The 16,468-nt window shown below is 65.7% G+C and carries 16 protein-coding genes and 1 tRNA gene; 2 read left to right on the top strand and 15 right to left on the bottom strand.

The genetic code is table 11. The annotated features are described in order from the left end of the window. Positions 1–7: 7 nt before the first annotated feature. The 4 genes from LK542_RS15940 to LK542_RS15925 are packed head-to-tail and all read right to left on the bottom strand — an operon-like array spanning position 8 to position 3,195. Complete coding sequence (locus LK542_RS15940; protein ID WP_227812637.1) at positions 8–1,045, bottom strand: quinone-dependent dihydroorotate dehydrogenase; 1,038 nt, start codon at positions 1,043–1,045, stop codon at positions 8–10. A 42-nt stretch (positions 1,046–1,087) separates the two neighbouring features. Continuing rightward, on the bottom strand, positions 1,088–1,816 hold the full coding sequence (locus tag LK542_RS15935; RefSeq protein WP_227812636.1) for an arginyltransferase: 729 nt from the start codon (positions 1,814–1,816) through the stop codon (positions 1,088–1,090). Positions 1,817–1,875: 59 nt separating this feature from the next. Continuing rightward, positions 1,876–2,598: a leucyl/phenylalanyl-tRNA--protein transferase gene (gene aat, locus LK542_RS15930; protein ID WP_227812635.1), complete on the bottom strand. Its 723-nt coding sequence runs from the start codon at positions 2,596–2,598 to the stop codon at positions 1,876–1,878. Positions 2,599–2,613: 15 nt separating this feature from the next. Beyond that, the gene (locus LK542_RS15925) at positions 2,614–3,195 is read right to left on the bottom strand and encodes an NUDIX hydrolase (protein WP_227812634.1); all 582 of its coding nucleotides are present in this window, start codon (positions 3,193–3,195) and stop codon (positions 2,614–2,616) included. 173 nt (positions 3,196–3,368) lie between these two features. Between LK542_RS15925 and LK542_RS15920 the strand changes: the two genes are divergently transcribed. Beyond that, a tRNA-Met gene (locus LK542_RS15920) sits at positions 3,369–3,445 on the top strand. Between the two features lie 162 nt (positions 3,446–3,607). After that, positions 3,608–4,021, top strand: coding sequence for a T6SS immunity protein Tdi1 domain-containing protein (locus tag LK542_RS15915; protein ID WP_227799437.1), 414 nt, complete (start codon positions 3,608–3,610; stop codon positions 4,019–4,021). Here LK542_RS15915 and LK542_RS15910 read toward each other — a convergent pair whose 3' ends face one another. From LK542_RS15910 to LK542_RS15860, 11 genes are all read right to left on the bottom strand, one after another. Beyond that, a complete protein-coding gene (locus tag LK542_RS15910) occupies positions 4,022–4,909 on the bottom strand; it encodes a DNA-3-methyladenine glycosylase (RefSeq protein WP_227812633.1) in 888 nt (295 codons plus the stop codon). Between the two features lie 9 nt (positions 4,910–4,918). Continuing rightward, the gene (locus LK542_RS15905) at positions 4,919–5,824 is read right to left on the bottom strand and encodes a DMT family transporter (RefSeq protein WP_227799435.1); all 906 of its coding nucleotides are present in this window, start codon (positions 5,822–5,824) and stop codon (positions 4,919–4,921) included. Positions 5,825–5,900: 76 nt separating this feature from the next. Then, a complete protein-coding gene (locus LK542_RS15900; RefSeq protein WP_227812632.1) occupies positions 5,901–6,932 on the bottom strand; it encodes an XdhC family protein in 1,032 nt (343 codons plus the stop codon). Between the two features lie 227 nt (positions 6,933–7,159). Further along, positions 7,160–8,239, bottom strand: a complete 1,080-nt coding sequence (locus LK542_RS15895) for a M48 family metallopeptidase (protein ID WP_227812631.1) — start codon at positions 8,237–8,239, stop codon at positions 7,160–7,162. 23 nt (positions 8,240–8,262) lie between these two features. Then, positions 8,263–8,712, bottom strand: coding sequence for a dUTP diphosphatase (gene dut / locus LK542_RS15890; protein ID WP_227812630.1), 450 nt, complete (start codon positions 8,710–8,712; stop codon positions 8,263–8,265). 9 nt (positions 8,713–8,721) lie between these two features. Continuing rightward, on the bottom strand, positions 8,722–9,942 hold the full coding sequence (gene coaBC / locus LK542_RS15885; RefSeq protein WP_227812787.1) for a bifunctional phosphopantothenoylcysteine decarboxylase/phosphopantothenate--cysteine ligase CoaBC: 1,221 nt from the start codon (positions 9,940–9,942) through the stop codon (positions 8,722–8,724). A 31-nt stretch (positions 9,943–9,973) separates the two neighbouring features. Further along, the gene (lspA, locus tag LK542_RS15880; RefSeq protein ID WP_227799431.1) at positions 9,974–10,489 is read right to left on the bottom strand and encodes a signal peptidase II; all 516 of its coding nucleotides are present in this window, start codon (positions 10,487–10,489) and stop codon (positions 9,974–9,976) included. A gap of 66 nt (positions 10,490–10,555) precedes the next feature. Further along, positions 10,556–13,450: an isoleucine--tRNA ligase gene (ileS, locus tag LK542_RS15875; RefSeq protein WP_227812629.1), complete on the bottom strand. Its 2,895-nt coding sequence runs from the start codon at positions 13,448–13,450 to the stop codon at positions 10,556–10,558. A gap of 99 nt (positions 13,451–13,549) precedes the next feature. Then, on the bottom strand, positions 13,550–14,521 hold the full coding sequence (locus LK542_RS15870) for a bifunctional riboflavin kinase/FAD synthetase (RefSeq protein ID WP_227812628.1): 972 nt from the start codon (positions 14,519–14,521) through the stop codon (positions 13,550–13,552). A 191-nt stretch (positions 14,522–14,712) separates the two neighbouring features. After that, complete coding sequence (locus LK542_RS15865) at positions 14,713–15,942, bottom strand: lipopolysaccharide assembly protein LapB (RefSeq protein ID WP_227799428.1); 1,230 nt, start codon at positions 15,940–15,942, stop codon at positions 14,713–14,715. Positions 15,943–16,010: 68 nt separating this feature from the next. Then, positions 16,011–16,442, bottom strand: coding sequence for a biopolymer transporter ExbD (locus LK542_RS15860; protein WP_227799427.1), 432 nt, complete (start codon positions 16,440–16,442; stop codon positions 16,011–16,013). Between the last annotated feature and the right edge of the window lie 26 nt (positions 16,443–16,468).

The following is a 16,468-nucleotide window of genomic DNA, read 5'->3' as shown; positions in this document are numbered from 1 at the left end:
TGCCTCCTTAGCTGCGCAGCGCGGCCGCGCAATCGCGCACCAGCGCCGGGCCGGCGTAGATGAAGCCGGTGTAGAGCTGCACCAGCTGGGCGCCGGCCGCGATCTTGGCGCGCGCATCCTCGCCGCGCATGATGCCACCTACGCCGATGATGGGAATGGCGTCGCCCAGTTCGCTCTTGAGCAGGCGGATCACTGTGTTCGACAGCTCGAACACCGGGGCGCCCGACAGGCCGCCGGCTTCGTCGCCATGCTGCATGCCCTGCACGGCAGTGCGGCTGAGCGTGGTGTTGGTGGCGATCACGCCGTCGATCTTGTGGCGCAGCAGGGCGCCGGCGATGTTGCGCACCTGGTCGCCGTCGATGTCCGGCGCGATCTTCAGGGCCACCGGCACGTAGCGTTTATGCTGGTCGGCCAGGCGCAGCTGCTCTTCCTTCAGTTGCGACAGCAACGCGTCCAGCTCCGACTCCCCTTGGAGCTGGCGCAGGTTCTTGGTGTTCGGCGAAGAGATGTTGACCGTCACGTAGCTGGCGTAGGGGTAGACCTTGCGCAGGCAGTGCAGGTAATCGTCGGCGGCGCGTTCGATCGGGGTGTCGGCGTTCTTGCCGATGTTCAGGCCCAGCACGCCTTGCTTGTCCTGGTAGAAGCGCGAGGCCTGGACATTGGCCACGAAGGCATCCACGCCGCCATTGTTGAAGCCCATGCGGTTGATGATCCCCTGCGCCTGGGGCAGGCGGAAGATGCGCGGCTTCGGATTGCCTCCCTGTGGGCGCGGCGTGACGGTGCCGATCTCGATCGAGCCGAAGCCGAGCGACGCCAGGCCGTCAATGTAGGCGCCATCCTTGTCCAGGCCAGCGGCCAGGCCGACCGGGTTCGGGAAGCTGATGCCCATGACCGTGCGCGGGTCCGGCGCCGGCTTGGCTGACAGTTTGGTCAAGCCGAGCGAAGCGGCGCGGCGCAGCAGCGGCAGGGTCAGGTTGTGGGCTTGCTCGGCGTCGAGCGAGAACAGCAGCGGGCGGGCGAGGGAGTACAGGAGCTTGTCGGACATGGGGGACTCGTAGTGATGACTCCCGCCATTCTACCGTGGCGCTCAGGCTTCGAGTACGCTCCAGACCCCCTTGATGCGCGCCTCCAGCGGGCGGAAGTTGATCTTGTAGGCCATCTTCGGACTCTGTTCGATCCAGTAACCGAGGTAGACATATTGCAGGCCGAGCTCGCGCGCCTGGTTCACCTGCCACATCACGTTGTAGGTGCCGAAGGAGGCGCCCGGTACGTCCGGGTCGAAGAAGGTGTAGACCGAGGACAGGCCGTCGGACAGCACGTCGATGATCGAGACCATGCGCAGCAGGCCGTTCGGCTCGCGGAACTCGACCAGGCGGGTGTTGACGCGGCTCTGCAGCAGGAACTGGGCGTACTGGTCGCGGCTGTCCTGGTCCATGCCGCCGCCGACGTGGCGGGTGGTCTGGTAGCGCAGGTAGAGCGCATAGTGCTCGTCCGAGAAGGCCAGGTTGGCCACCATGGCCACCAGGTCGCCGTGGCGCTTCCAGGCGCGGCGCTGGGTGCGGCTGGGGACGAAATCCTCGCACTTGACCCGCACCGGGATGCAGGCCTGGCAACCGTCGCAATACGGGCGGTAGGTGAAGATGCCGCTGCGGCGAAAGCCGTTGCGCACGAGTTCAGAATAGACGTCTGCATTGATGAGGTGCGAGGGCGTCGCGACTTGCGACCGGGCCTGGCGGGCATCGAGGTAACTGCAGGGGTAGGGCGCCGTCGTGTAGAACTGCAGCGTGGCGAAGGGCAGGTCATTTAGGTGCGTCATGTAAAACTTTCGAGACGACGTGATGAACCTATTTTAGCGAAATCGGGGCCGCGTCACTGTTAGTCAACCAACGGTGCCACGGGTTCCCAGCGGGTGATGGCGGGCTCGCGGATGGCTTCGCGCAGGTGCGCCAGGAAGGCGCTGCGCGGGATTGGCGAGGCGCCCAGCGAGGCCAGGTGGCCGGTCTCCTGCTGGCAGTCGATCAGCGCGACGCCCTGGCTGCGCAGGAAGGCGACCAGGTAGGCCAGCGCCACCTTGGACGCGTCCGATACCCGGGCGAACATCGATTCGCCGTAGAACATGCGGCCGATGCAGACGCCATAGGCGCCGCCCACCAGTTCGCCGTCCAGCCAGACTTCGGACGAGTGGGCATGGCCCATGGCGTGCAGGCCGGTGTAGCCGTCGATGATGTCTTCCGAGATCCAGGTGCCCGGCCCGTCCTTGCGTGGAGCGGCGCAGGCGCGCATCACCTGTTCAAAAGCGCTGTCGAATCGGATGCTCCACGGGCCGCCTTCGATCCGGCTGCGCTCGACCTTGCGCAGGGTTTTCTTCAGGCTGTCGCTGACCTTGAATCGTTCGGTACGCAGCACCATGCGTGGATCGGTGCTCCACCACAGGATCGGCTGGCCTTCCGAGAACCAGGGGAAGATGCCGTTCTGGTAAGCGAGCAGCAGGCGCTGGGGCGACAGGTCGGCGCCGGCCGCCAGCAGGCCGGGCGCATCGATCGTCAGCGCCTCGGAGACGTCGGGGAAGGGCGAAGTCGGCTCGAGCCAGGGGATCATGCGGCCCTCGATGGATCAGTCGGGTTCGCGGGGCGCCAGCATCGGGCGGACGATGTCGCGGCTATGAAAACCATACTCGCCGCCCTCGCGCGCTTTGACGCGGTCGGCAAAGAAGAGTTCCAGCGTGGTCCGGACCGTCGGAAAGGCCAGATCGTCCCAGGGAATCTCGTCCTGCGTGAACAGTTCGACTTCCAGGCTTTCCTCTCCCGGCGCGAAATCGAGATTGCGCAGGCGCGCCAGGTAGAACAGGTGGACTTGGTGCACGTGGGCGACGTTGAGCAGGGTAAATAGCTTGCCGAGTTCAACGTCGGCGCCGGCTTCTTCTTCCGTTTCGCGCACGGCAGCCTGCTCGGTGGTTTCCTCGTTTTCCATGAAGCCCGCCGGCAGCGTCCAGTAACCGTAGCGCGGCTCGATCGCGCGCTTGCACAGCAGCACCTGTAGCTTGCCGTCTTGTTCCCAGACGGGAATCGAGCCGATCACCAGCTTGGGATTCTGGTAATGGATGGTGTTGCACTGCGGGCAGACATAGCGCGGCCGGTTGTCGCCTTCGGGGATCGCCAGGGCGACGGGGTGGGCGCACTCGGAACAGAATTTCATAGATGGGCGGCAGGTTGAGATTGTGCTTACTTTACACTGATTTTCCCGCCGCATGCCGCCATCGGCGCAGGCCTGTGCGCTTGCGGCTGAGCCATATTGTGCTGCAATCACACACCAGGCTAGGATTGGGTTTGCCTAAAAGACCGGTTCGGCGTATAATTCATTCCATCAGACGCGGGGTGGAGCAGTCTGGCAGCTCGTCGGGCTCATAACCCGAAGGTCACAGGTTCAAATCCTGTCCCCGCAACCAGAATTCGAAAGCCGTTGATTCGCAAGGATCAACGGCTTTTTCATTATCTGCATCCTTTTTCCCCTTACACGACACAGCGCAAACCGGACGCATCGGTATGCAATGTTGTCGAGCCAGCCTTGTCCAACACGCGGAACGCTTGGAAAGCTACAGGGGGCACACGTGATCAACGTAGACGACATCAACGAGGCCTGGGGCTGGGTCGGCTTGACCGCCGTCGAAGTCCTTGGGTCCAACGCATTCGGCAACCTCATCATCCGCGACGACGAAGGGCGTTACTGGCGCTTGCGGCCGCAAGACCTGTGCTGCGAGCCGGTAGCCGACAGCCGCGCCGCGCTCGACGCGCTGGCCTACAACCAGGACTTCCTCAACGATTGGTATATGCCGGAAGTCGTGCACCTGGCGGAATCCACGCTTGGTCCGCTGGCGGAAGGGCGCAAGTATTGCCTCAAGATTCCGAGCGCACTGGGCGGCCATTACGGCCGCGACAATCTCGCCACGGTCCCCTTGCCGGAACTGATACGGTTTTCAGGAGAGGGCGCGCAGCAGTTCGACAGCTTACCTCGCTGGAATTGATCAACCGGCCTGCTCGCTGAGGCTGGCCCACAGATAGGCCGCCGCCATGGTACGGTGCGGCGCGTAGCGTTCCAGCAGGCGCTGCGCGGTCGGAATGTCCGGCCGCGCCTCGCCGCCCAGCAGGCGGTGGAAGGCCGTGCGCACGGCCACGTCGCCCTCGAGTGAACAGTCGGGGTAGCCATAGCCGCGCAGCAAGGCGTAGTTCACGGTCCAGGGGCCGATGCCCTTCACGGCCAGCAGTTCGCGCACGAAGTCGGCCACCGGGCGCTCGCGGTCGAGCTTGACCTCGCCGTCGGCGACCAATCTCGCCAGGCGCAGCAGGGTTTCCGCTTTGGCACGCGAAAACTTGCGGCTCGTGAGCGCCTCGAGTTCCAGGCGCGCCACATCGGACGCTTCTGGATAGCACCACAGGCCGCTCGTATGCCGGCGGCCGGCCAGCCCGATGAACGTGCGGCGCAGGGAGATCGCAAACGGCAGGTTGATCTGCTGGCCGATGATGGCCCAGGTCAGGGCCTCGAATACGGTCGCGGACTGGATGATGCGCAGGCCCGGCTGGCGCGCCACCACCGGCCCCAGGGCTGGGTCGTCCCGCACGAATGCAGCGAAGGCGGCCGGATCGATGCGCAGGCCCAGGATGTTCAGCAGGGCTTCGCGCGCGAGCTCGCGCAGGGGCGGCGTCAGCTCGCCATCGGCGTCGACCGTGCAGCGTGCTTCATCCGGCTTGAAACCGACTTCCAGCACCACCGGCGTACCGTCGAGCAGCACGCCCTTGCGCAGGCCCTCGGGTCCCACCTGTTCCGCGATCGCTTCCGCATCGCGGCTGTGGAAGGCCAGCACGTCTTCAGTGCGGTAGCCGGGCGGCAGGGCGATCGCGAGCTCGGTGCGCATTGCCGCTCCCTAGCGCGCCTGGGCGCTGCGCGCACGCAGGAAGGAAGGCACGAAGCCCGTCACGAGGGCCGTACCGACCAGCACGATGGCGGAACCCAGCAGCGTATGCCAGCCGATCACCTCATGCAGGAAGATCGCGCCCCACAGGATGCCGAACATCGGATTGAGAAAAGTGACCGTCAGCGCCGAGGTGGTGCCGACTTCCTCGATCAGCTTGAAGTAGAGGATGTAGGCAATACCGCTGCACAGCACGCCCAGCGCCAGCACGGCGGCCATGATGCCGACCGTGGGCTCGCCGGGTTGGGGGAAGATCGCCAGCGCCGGAATCACGCAGATGGTGGCGGCCCACATCGAACCATGGGCGTTGGCGAAGGGCGCCACCGCCTTGGCCGACTTGGCATACTGGCTGGCGACGCTGTAGCTGAAGGCGGCCACCAGCGCGGCCGCGATCGCGAGCGCGGCCCCGGGGCGCTCCGAGACGTGGTCGAAACCGACCAGCAGGCTCACCCCCACCGTGCCCAGCACCAGGCCGAGGGCCGCGCGGCCCGAGACTTTCTGGCGCGCCCACACGGCGCCGACCAGCGCGCCGAACATCGGCGCGGTGGCGTTCAGCACCGACAGCACCGAGGCCGACAGGGTGCGCGCGGCAAAGGCGAACAGCAGGAAGGGCAGGGCGGAATTGAAGAAGCCCAGCATCAGGTAGTGCTTCCAGTGCTGGCGCAGGTCGAGCGGCGCCCCTTTGCCGCGGCGCGCCATGACCCAGGCCACGGCGGCCAGGAACAGGGCCGCGAACAGCACCCGGTATTCGATCAGCACGGCGGGCCCCAGCACGGGGGCGGCGATGCGCATGAAGAGGAAGGAGCCGCCCCAGATGGCGGCCAGCGCCACCAGGCGCAGCATGTTCACGGTGTTCATCGGGGGAGTAGCGGGGACAAAAGGTCGATGGTGGCGGCAAGGCGCAGGCCGCGCCATCCGGTTCTTGCGCGCGAATTCACGCCGCCGCCCGGGCCGAGCGGATGGTCGCGCAGACCACCTCGGTGGCCGGCTGGGGCGCGGCCGCATGCGGCACCAGCATGTGGGCCGGCACGCCGTTCTTCACGGCCGTCATCTCGGCCATGATCGAGATCGCGATCTCGCTCGGGGTCTTGCTGCCGATGTAGATGCCGATCGGGCCGTGCAGGCGCGCCAGCTGGGCATCGTCGAGGTCGAACAACTTCAGGCGTTCGCGGCGCTTCTCGTTGTTCAGGCGCGAGCCGATCGCACCGACGTAAAAGGCGTCCGACTTGAGCGCTTCCATCAGCGCCAGGTCGTCCAGCTTGGGGTCGTGGGTCAGCGCCACCACCGCGCTGCGCGCATCCAGGCGCGCCTCGATCACCAGGTCGTCCGGCATCGCGTGCACCAGTTCCACGCCGGGGAGATTCCAGCCGCTGCGGTATTCCTCGCGCGGGTCGCACACGGTCACGCGGTAATCCATGCCGCTCGCCACCTGGGCCAGGAAGCGCGACAGGGGACCGGCGCCGATGATGAACAGGCGCCAGCGCGGACCGTGGATGGTGACCAGGACGCCGTCTTCCACGCGCTGGATGGCGCTGGCCGGCGCGCGCGCTAAGGTAGCGGCGCCGCTTGCGAGTTCCACGCGGCGCTCCACCAGTTCTCCGTCCGCCAGACGCGCCAGCAGTTCACGGATGCAGCTGGCCTGGGTGAGCGGTTCGATGGCCAGCTCGATGGTGCCGCCGCAGGGCAGGCCGAAGCGGTGTGCTTCGTCGGCGCTGATGCCGTAGCTGACGATCTCGGGACGCGCCAGCTCGATGCCGTTGCTGCGTACCCGCGCAATCAGGTCGTCCTCGATGCAGCCGCCGGACACCGAGCCGACCACGCTGCCGTCTTCGCAGACAGCCAGGGTGGCGCCGATCGGGCGCGGGCTCGAGCCCCAGGTCTTGATGACGGTGACCAGCTGGCAGCGGCGGCCCGCGGCGAGCCAGGCGTCGCAGGTCTTGAGTACGTCGAGGTCGATGCTGTCCATGGCGGTGCCTTGTGGTCGGAATGAACAATGATACAAAAAATGGCCCGAGCCTGCCGAACGCTGCGTCGCGTTGAATTGTAGGGTGGTCGGCTGTGCCGACCGCGCGTTTAGCTGGACCATGCTCCGTGGCGACGCATCCGGCAGTTGGACGCGCGGTCGGCAAGCCGACCACCCTACAAAAGAAAACGGACGCGCCAGGCGTCCGTTCGTGGAGGTGACGCGCCGGCTTACGGCGTCAGGGGCTTCTTGTCCGCCTTCTTGGCCTTCACTTCGGCTACCGCCTTGTCGATGGTCGCCGTGCGCTGGGCCAGCGACGGATGATTCGCCGTGTGGCCGTTCAGGACCGTGGCCGGATAGGTCTCGGCGAAGCGCTTCCAGAAGCTCGACACGCCTTCGATGCGGTAGTCGGCGCGCGCCAGCAGGTAGACCGCAAGGCGGTCGGCTGCGGTGTCGAGCGTGGCCGGCATGGCCTTGATGCCGCCGCTGCCGATCAGCATCGAGGTGTCCGGCGCGATGCGGGTCAGGTTGTCGATGATGCTGCCGATGGTGGCGGCATTGCGCTGATTGGCCGCATGGCCGAGCATGTTGTGCGCCATCGTGTGGGCGATGACGTAGGCCAGTTCGTCGTCGCCCTGGACGAAGCCCATCATGCCGCGCGTGACCATCACGCGCTGGCCATCGGCGTAGGCATTGACGTTGTCCGAATTGCCCAGCTCGATACCGAAGGCGCAGGCGCGGGTGACGGGCACGGTCACGTCGCGCTGCTGGCCGCGGCGCTCGATGGTCAGCGGCAGCGAGGCCTGCTTGGTGACGATCGGGCCGAATACGGCGCCGGCCTGGGACAGCGCGTTGGGACCGGTCGGCAGCGGTTTGCCGGCGGCGGCGACCAGTTCGTCGCCCTGGCGCAGGCCGGCCTTGGCAGCGCCGCTGCCGGCCAGCACATTGGTCACCTGCAGGCGTTCGCCCATGCCCAGCACCAGGTGCGCGGCTTCGTTGAAGCTGCCCGGGTAGGTATAGCGGTTCTTGGCGGTGAAACCGAGCAGGTTGCGCGCGTGGCGCGTGCACAGTTCCGCATTGTCGATGAGAAGGGGGGCGGCCACCTTGTACAGGCGGTCCTGCAGCGTCGCCATGCGGGTGAGGGTGTCGGCGGCCGCCGTCATTTCCGGCGTCACTTGCGGCGCTTCCTGTGCTACCTGTCCCGGCGGGAGCGGCCGGCCCGCTTGCATGGGGCCTTGCGTGGCGCAGGCCGACAGCAGGACGGCGGTGGCGATGCCAATGGCGGCCTGGCGCAAATGCATACGGCTCATGTTCCTCCTAGAGTGCTCTGTTGTTATTGTTTGCCGGTGCTGCCGAATCCTCCGGCGCCCCGTTCGCTCGATGCGAACTCCTCCACCACGTTGAAACCCACCTGCAGCACCGGCACGATCACGAGCTGGGCGAGGCGGTCCAGCGGCTGCAGCGTAAAGCTGGCATGGCCGCGGTTCCAGGTCGAGACCATGAGCTGTCCCTGGTAGTCGGAGTCGATCAAGCCTACCAGATTGCCGAGAACGATGCCGTTCTTATGGCCGAGTCCACTGCGCGGCAGGATCATGGCCGCATAGCCCGGATCGCCGATGTGGATGGCCAGGCCGGTCGGCACCAGCACGGTCTGGCCCGGCTCGATGACGAGGGGTGCGTCGATGCAGGCGCGCAGGTCCAGGCCCGCGCTGCCGGGCGTGCCGTAGCTCGGCAGCAGCTCCTGCATGCGCGGGTCGAGGATCTTGAGGTCGATGCTTTTCATGTGCTTCTTTTAGGTCAGGAGCGAGCGCCGTTCCAGGCGCTTCGCGATTTCGGAAACCAGCTGGCGCGCCAGCGTCAGCTTGTCGGCGCGCGGCAATACGGTATGGCCGCTTTCGTCGAACAGGATGATGGTGTTCTCATCCTGCCCGAAGGTCTGCGGCCCGATGTTGCCTACCAACAGGGGAATGCCTTTCTTCTCGCGCTTGGCCGCGCCGAATTCCATCAGGTTGCCGGTTTCGGCGGCAAAGCCCACGCAATAGGGCCAGCCGGACAGGGTGGTGGTGGCGGCGACCGTGGCCAGGATGTCCGCGTTCTGCACGAACTGCAGCTGCGGCGCGCCGCCGCCGTCGACTTTCTTGATCTTCTGGTCGCTGGCATTCGCCACGCGCCAGTCGGCGACCGCCGCCACGCCGATGAAGACGTGCTGGCCCTCGATGCCGGCCATGACCACGTCGTGCATCTGCTGGGCGGTGAGCACGTCGATGCGGCGCACGCCGTGCGGAGTGGGCAGGGCGGTCGGGCCGGATACCAGGGTGACTTCGGCGCCGGCTTCGCGCGCGGCGCGCGCCACCGCATAGCCCATCTTGCCCGAGGAGAGGTTGGTGATGCCGCGCACCGGATCGATCGGCTCGAAGGTCGGCCCGGCCGTGATCAGGACGCGCCGGCCTGCCAGCACCTTCTGCTGGAAGGAGGCCACCAGTTCCTCGACCAGCTCGTCGGCTTCCAGCATGCGGCCCTGGCCGGTCTCGCCGCAGGCCTGCGAGCCGGATGCGGGGCCGAACAGGCACACACCGTCTTCCTGTAGCTGCCTGACGTTGCGCTGGGTAGCCGGGTTTTCCCACATCTCGACGTTCATCGCCGGCGCCACCAGCAGCGGCACGCGGCGCGGGCGGGCCACGCACAGGGTCGACAGCAGGTCGTCGGCCGCGCCGTGCGCGAGTTTGCGCATGAAGTCGGCCGAGCAGGGCGCGATCAGGATCGCGTCGGCGTCGCGGGTGAGGTCGATGTGCGCCATGTTGTTCGGCATGCGCGGATCCCACTGGTCAGTGTAGACCGGCCGGCCGGACAGGGCCTGCATGGTGACCGTGCCGATGAAGTGGGTGGCCGCTTCGCTCATCACCACCTGCACGCTGGCGCCTCCCTTGACCAGGGCGCGGCACAGTTCGGCCGCCTTGTAGCAGGCTACGCCCCCGGTCAGGCCGAGGACGATTTTCTTGTCCTTGAGCTCCATGCTCATGCTGCCTCCTGCTGTGGACTGCTTCTTAGGATTTGTTCACGCGCCGCAGTTCGTCGACGACGAACAGGAAGGCGCCCAGCGAGATGCCGATGTCGGCGATGTTAAAGGCCGGGAAGTGGCCGACGCCCTTCCAGTAGAAGTCGAGGAAGTCGATCACGTGGCCATGGACGACGCGGTCGATGCCATTGCCGACAGCCCCCGCCATGATCAGGGCCAGCGCGAAGCAGAACAGGCGCTGGCTGGCGTTTTTCTTCATCATGTACAGGCAGAAGCCCACCGCGCCGATCGCGATCGCGAGGAAGAACCAGCGCTGCCATCCGCTGGCGTCGCCCAGGAAGCTGAAGGCCGCGCCCGGGTTGTAGACCTTAATCAGGTTGAAGAAGCTGGTGATCGGCAGGGTCTCGGCATAGGCAAAGGTCCGCTCGACGGTGAGCTTGGTGACCTGGTCGAGCAGGACGACGATCAAGGCCAGGCCGAGCCATGGGAACAGGCTGGCGGAAGACTTGTAGACGGGTGAGGCTTTTTTGATTTTGGTGGCCATGGTGTGTAGGTCGGTGCCCGCCATGCCGGTTCTGGGGCCGGCATGGCGGTGGAGCCCCGTCAGGGGTTAAGCGTAGCGGCGGGCTTCGCCGCGGCCGAACAGGTTGCTGGTGCAGCGGCCGCACAGGCCGGGGTGCGCCGGATCGTGGCCGACGTCGCGGCGGTAGTGCCAGCAGCGCTCGCACTTGTCCGCTTCCGACGGGGTCACGCTCACCGCCTCGTTGGCGGCATCCTGGACCTGCTCGACGCCGGCCTGCGAGGTGATGAACACGAACTTCAGGTCGTCGTCCAGGCTCGAGAGCAGCGCGTACTTGTCGCCCGCGGCCTTGATCGCCAGCTCCGCCTGCAGCGAGGAGCCGATGGCGCCCGAGGCGCGCACTTCTTCCAGCTGCTTGGTCACCTCGGCGCGCACCTCACGCAGCGCGGCGTACTTGGCCAGCAGCGCGTCGCCATCCGCGATCTCCGGGAAGGCCCACAGGGTCTGGGTGAAGATGGTCTCGTCGCTCTCGGCAAACGCTTGCTGGCCCGCGAACACGGCCCAGGCTTCCTCGGCGGTGAAGGACAGGATCGGCGCCATCACGCGCAGCAGGCTGTGCGCGATGTGCCACAGCGCGGTCTGGGCCGAGCGGCGGGCTTGCGAATCGACGCCGGTGGTGTACAGACGGTCCTTCAGGATGTCGAGGTAGAAGCCGCCCAGGTCTTCGGAGCAGAAGTTCTGCAGGCGCGCCACCACCGGGTGGAATTCGTAGCGCTCGAAGTGCGCCGCGATATCCCGTTGCAGCTTCGCGGTCTCGGCCAGCGCGTAACGGTCGATCTCGAACAGCTCCGCCACCGGGACGGCGTGTTGGGTCGGGTCGAAGTCCGAGGTGTTCGCCAGCAGGAAGCGCAGGGTGTTGCGGATGCGGCGATACGACTCGGTGACGCGCTTGAGGATCTCTTCGCCGATCGACAGCTCGCCGGTGTAGTCGGTCGAGGCCACCCACAGGCGCAGGATGTCGGCGCCGAGCGTGTCGGAGATCTTTTGCGGCGCCAGCGTGTTGCCGAGCGACTTGGACATCTTCTTGCCGTTCTCGTCGACGGTGAAGCCGTGGGTCAGCAGCGCCTTGTAGGGCGGACGGCCGTTGAGCATCGAGGAAGTCAGCAGCGAGGAGTGGAACCAGCCGCGGTGCTGGTCCGAGCCTTCCAGGTAGAGGTCGGCCGGGAAGGCGGACTGTTCCTGGTGCGAGCCGCGCAGCACGGTCTGGTGGGTCGAGCCGGAGTCGAACCACACGTCCAGGGTATCCTTGTTCTTCTCGTAATGCGCCGCGTCAGGGCCGAGCAGTTCGCTTGGATCGAGCTGCTGCCAGGCCTCGATGCCTTTCTGTTCGATCAGCTTGGCAACCTGCTCCAGCAGTTCGGGGGTGCGCGGGTGCAGCTCGCCGGTCTCCTTGTGGATGAAGAAGGCCATCGGCACACCCCACTGGCGCTGGCGCGACAGGGTCCAGTCGGGACGGTTGGCGATCATGCCCTGCAGGCGCGCCTGGCCCCAGTCCGGGAAGAACTGCGTTTCGGCGATGCCGGCCAGGGCGGTTTCGCGCAAGGTCGGGCCGCCGTCTTTCGGCGTCAGGTCCATGCCGGCGAACCACTGGCTGGTGGCGCGGTAGACGATCGGGGTCTTGTGGCGCCAGCAGTGCATGTAGCTGTGGTCGAACATCTTCAGTTCGAACAGGGCGGACGCAGCACGGAGGGCTTCGCAGATCGGCTTGCTGGCTTCCCAGATGGTCAGGCCGCCGAACAGCGGCAGGGTCGAGGCGAAACGGCCGTCGCCCATCACGGGTTTCAGGATCTCGTCGTCCTTCATGCCGTGCGCCTTGCAGGACTGGAAGTCTTCCAGGCCATAAGCCGGGGCCGAGTGGACCACGCCGGTGCCGCTGTCGGTGGTGACGTAGTCGGCCAGGTACACGGGCGACGTGCGGTCGTAGAACGGATCCTGGGCGTGCAGCGGGTGCTTGAAGCGGATGCCGTCCAGTTTCGCGCCCAGGGTGGTGGCGATGACGCTGCCCTCGAGCTTGTAGCGCTGCAGGGTGGCTTCGACCAGGTCCTGCGCCAGGATCAGCAGCAGAGGGGCGCCGTCGCGTTCCGCCTGGACCAGCGCGTAGGTCACTTCCGGATTGGCGTTCAGTGCCTGGTTCGACGGGATGGTCCACGGGGTGGTGGTCCAGATCACGATGAAGCCGTTGTTGGTCGGGAGCGAGTCCAGGCCGAAGGCGGCTGCGACTTTTTCCGGTTCCGCAAACGGGAAGCCGACGTCGATCGCCGGGTCGCGCTTGTCCTGGTATTCGACTTCCGCTTCGGCCAGGGCCGAGCCGCAGTCGAAGCACCAGTTGACGGGCTTCAGGCCACGGTAGACGTAGCCCTTGTCGAGCAGTTTGCCGAGGGCGCGCAGCTCGTCGGCCTCGTTACCGTAGGCCATGGTCATGTAGGGGTTTTCCCATTCGCCCAGCACGCCCAGGCGGATGAAGCCGGTGCGCTGGCGGTCGATCTGCTCGAGCGCATAGGCGCGTGCTTTCTGCAGCACCTCGGCGGTCGGCAGGTTCTTGCCGTACAGTTTTTCGATCTGGATCTCGATCGGCATGCCGTGGCAGTCCCAGCCCGGCACATAGGGTGCGTCGAAGCCGGCCATGGTGCGCGATTTGACGACCATGTCTTTCAGGATCTTGTTGACGGCGTGGCCAAGGTGGATGTCGCCGTTCGCATATGGCGGACCGTCGTGCAGGATGAACTTCGGACGTCCCGCGGCCGCCTTGCGGATGCGCTGGTAGATCTTCTTGTCCTGCCATTGTTTGACCCAGCCCGGCTCGCGCTTGGCGAGGTCGCCACGCATCGGGAAGGGGGTGTCGGTCATATTGACCGGGTATTTGCTCTCTGGCTTCTTCGCGGCCTTCTGGCCGGCGTTGTTCTGGACTGGTTTGGTATCGGACATAAGCTTCTTCTCTAGGGGATTCTGTGTGGCCGCGTGGATTGTCGGCCGTATTCGGTGGCTGCATGCGCCGGCCGCGCCTTGCGGCACGGCGGACGCATGTCAAATTCGGTCGGTCGCCGTCAGGGCGCCGGCGCGGTGCGCGAAGAACGCCCGCGCCTGCAGGGCGTCGCGCTCGATCGCGGCGGTGAGGGTGGGCAGGTCGACGTATTTTTCCTCGTCGCGCAGCTTGGCGAGGAATTCGACCCGCACCAGCTTGCCGTAGCTCGGCTGCTCGTAGTCGAACACGTGCACTTCCAGCAGCATGCGCCCTAGGTCTTCGACGGTCGGGCGCACGCCCAGGCTGGCCACCGCGGGCAGCGGATGCTCCGCCAGGCCATGCACCTGGACCACGAAAATGCCGGCCAGGGCAGGGCGGTGCGCCACGCGCAGGTTCAGGGTCGGGAAGCCCAGCGTGCGGCCGAGCTTCTGGCCGTGGATCACATGGCCGGACATTGCGTACGGATGGCCGAGCAGCTGCTGGGTGGCGCCGAAATCGCCGCCCGCCAGCGCTTCGCGCACGGCCGAGGACGAGATGCGGCGTTCGCCCAGCATCACGGCGGGTAGGGTGTGGACTTCGAAACCATGCTTGCGGCCGGCTTCCTGCAGCATGGCGATGTCTCCCGCGCGGCGGGCGCCGAAGCGGAAGTCGTCGCCCACCATCAGCCACTTGACGTGCAGGCCCTCGACCAGTACGCGTTCGATGAAATCCTGCGGCGACTGGGCGGCGAAGTGTTCGTTGAAGTGTTCGACGATGACGCGGTCGATGCCGGCGTTGGACAGGTCGCCGAGCTTGTCGCGCAGGTTGGCGATGCGGGCCGGGGCCTTGGACAGGTCGTTTGCCCGGCTGGCGAAATATTCGCGCGGGTGCGGCTCGAAGGTCATCACGGCTGCTTCGATCCCGAGCCTGGCGGCGGCGCCACGCACGTGCGCCAACAATGCCTGGTGCCCGCGGTGGACACCGTCAAAGTTGCCGATCGTGAGGGCGCAGGGTGCGCGCGCCCTGTCGTTGGGAAGTCCGCGAAATACCTTCATCAATGGTTCCAGTTGCGCAGCGGGCTGCTGCCCTGCGAAATACCTGATTATACGGTAACTCGCATGTTGCACAGCAACGATCCCCGGGGAGGACGAGGAATGGTCTGAGTGGCAGGGTGGGATGCGGTGGCGCAATAAAAAAACGCCGCCTGCGAACAGGCGGCGTTCTGCGTCGATTGAATCGAAGCGTCTTAGCCCGAGATCGGGCGATTGATCGCCATGATCCAGTAGCGGGCCAGGTCAGCGCTGCCGTCCTTGCCCGAAACGGTCTTGAGCGTGCTGATCGCCTGCGACTTCTTGCCGGCCGCGGCATAGGCTTCGCCCAGGCGCAGCTTGGCTTCTTCGCCGTACTTCAGGCCGCCGGCCTTGATGGCGCTTTCCATCATCTTCAGGCCCTTGTCGGCCTGGCCTGCCTGCACCAGCGCGTAGCCGAGGCCCACCAGCGCGTCGTTGTCCTTGGCGGCGGTGTATTCGGCTTCGAGGGCGGCGATGCCCTTGTTCTGGTCGGCCATGTTCTTGTCGGCCAGATCCTTCAGGCGCTTGTGACGTTCGGCGTCCGCACCGGTACCCAGGGCGCCGGCCTTGTAGCCCTTGTCGATGACCTTCAGCGCTTCGGCCGGGGCTTTCGCCTGCAGCACCAGCTGGGCCATTTCCATGAACTCGCTCGGCTTCTTCATCAGGTTGTTGGCCAGCTTGAGGCGGTACACGTCCACCATCAGGCGACCCGAGAAGCCCGGCTTGCCCTGCACGCGGTTCAGCAGGTCGTTCCAGTACTGGGCCTTCGGATAGCTGGAGGCCAGCTTCTCGATGGTATCGACATAGCCTGCTTTGTCATTCTTCTTGAGCTGGATGTTCGCCAGCATGCCGAGTTCGTCTTCGGTCAGGCGGCCGCTCTTTTCGGCGACGCGCAGTTCCTGCTCGAGCGCGGCAACGTTGCCCTGCTTGTAGTAGTTCTGCAGCAGGTAGGCGCGCAGCTTCGGATCGTTACCCTTTTGCAGCAGCCTCTTGATGGTCTCATTTGCCTTGTTCAGGTCGCCGGCGCGCATGTAGATGCCGACCAGGCCTTCCGAGAACTGCGAACGCTCGCCTGCGCTCAGCTTGCCCGAATCGAGCAGGGCTTCGAAGGATTTGGCGGCGGTACCCCAGTCACCGGCCGACGAGGCCGCCGAGGCGCGCACGCGCTCGATCAGGAAGCGTTCGTCATCGGTTTTGGCTGCCTTGTCCGCGTCGCGCAGGGCGGCCAGGGCACCTTTGGCATTGCCGGATTTCATCAGCGACTGCGCTTGCTGCAGTGGCTTGCCGACTTCCGGACGCAGGGAGACCGCGGCGTGCACAGGTGCCAGGCCGACGACCGGCAGGGCGGCAGTGAAGCCGAGGGCGGCCAGTGCGAGGCCAAGGTGTGCGAGACGGAATTTAATCATCTGAAAACATCCTTCTTCAAAATGGACACGGCAGGGAAACCCTGCCGTGTTGGTCATACATGGATCGATTACTGGAACTGCTCGTTACCGACCATGCCGATCTTGGTGACGCCGAGACGCTGGGCGGTTGCCATGACACCGGCGACCACCTTGTACTCGACCAGCTTGTTCGGACGCAGGTGCACTTCCGGCTGGTTCGGCATCGCAGCGACGCTGTTCATCTTGGCTTCCAGAGTCGCACGATCCGGGACAACCTGGCCATCCCAGAGGATGGTGCCGTCGAAGTCCACGTCAATCGTCACAACCACCGGCTCCTGGGTCTGCGGCGGCGGAGTGCCGACCGGCATGTTCAGATTGACCGAGTGGTCTTGTTTAGGAATCGTGATAATCATCATGATGATGAGAACGAGCAGGACGTCGATCAGCGGCGTCATGTTCATTTCCATCATCGGTTCCGGATCAGCTCCTTTAGCGGAGCCCGAACCTACGTTCATGCCCATGGTGTTTCCTTTTCAAATGTTGGGGT

The sequence above is a fragment of the Massilia sp. IC2-477 genome (assembly GCF_020707265.1).
GTDB lineage: Bacteria > Pseudomonadota > Gammaproteobacteria > Burkholderiales > Burkholderiaceae_D > Telluria.
Note: the sequence above shows the minus strand (reverse complement) of the source record. Positions and strands in the feature narration are given on the sequence as shown.

Bases quoted from the DNA above. Each gene is read 5' to 3' on its own strand.
- LK542_RS15940 (WP_227812637.1), bottom strand. From the start codon at position 1,045: ATGTCCGACAAGCTCCTGTACTCCCTCGCCCGCCCGCTGCTGTTCTCG.
- LK542_RS15935 (WP_227812636.1), bottom strand. From the start codon at position 1,816: ATGACGCACCTAAATGACCTGCCCTTCGCCACGCTGCAGTTCTACACG.
- aat (WP_227812635.1), bottom strand. From the start codon at position 2,598: ATGATCCCCTGGCTCGAGCCGACTTCGCCCTTCCCCGACGTCTCCGAG.
- LK542_RS15925 (WP_227812634.1), bottom strand. From the start codon at position 3,195: ATGAAATTCTGTTCCGAGTGCGCCCACCCCGTCGCCCTGGCGATCCCC.
- LK542_RS15910 (WP_227812633.1), bottom strand. From the start codon at position 4,909: ATGCGCACCGAGCTCGCGATCGCCCTGCCGCCCGGCTACCGCACTGAA.
- LK542_RS15905 (WP_227799435.1), bottom strand. From the start codon at position 5,824: ATGAACACCGTGAACATGCTGCGCCTGGTGGCGCTGGCCGCCATCTGG.
- LK542_RS15900 (WP_227812632.1), bottom strand. From the start codon at position 6,932: ATGGACAGCATCGACCTCGACGTACTCAAGACCTGCGACGCCTGGCTC.
- LK542_RS15895 (WP_227812631.1), bottom strand. From the start codon at position 8,239: ATGAGCCGTATGCATTTGCGCCAGGCCGCCATTGGCATCGCCACCGCC.
- dut (WP_227812630.1), bottom strand. From the start codon at position 8,712: ATGAAAAGCATCGACCTCAAGATCCTCGACCCGCGCATGCAGGAGCTG.
- coaBC (WP_227812787.1), bottom strand. From the start codon at position 9,942: ATGGAGCTCAAGGACAAGAAAATCGTCCTCGGCCTGACCGGGGGCGTA.
- lspA (WP_227799431.1), bottom strand. From the start codon at position 10,489: ATGGCCACCAAAATCAAAAAAGCCTCACCCGTCTACAAGTCTTCCGCC.
- ileS (WP_227812629.1), bottom strand. From the start codon at position 13,450: ATGTCCGATACCAAACCAGTCCAGAACAACGCCGGCCAGAAGGCCGCG.
- LK542_RS15870 (WP_227812628.1), bottom strand. From the start codon at position 14,521: ATGAAGGTATTTCGCGGACTTCCCAACGACAGGGCGCGCGCACCCTGC.
- LK542_RS15865 (WP_227799428.1), bottom strand. From the start codon at position 15,942: ATGATTAAATTCCGTCTCGCACACCTTGGCCTCGCACTGGCCGCCCTC.
- LK542_RS15860 (WP_227799427.1), bottom strand. From the start codon at position 16,442: ATGGGCATGAACGTAGGTTCGGGCTCCGCTAAAGGAGCTGATCCGGAA.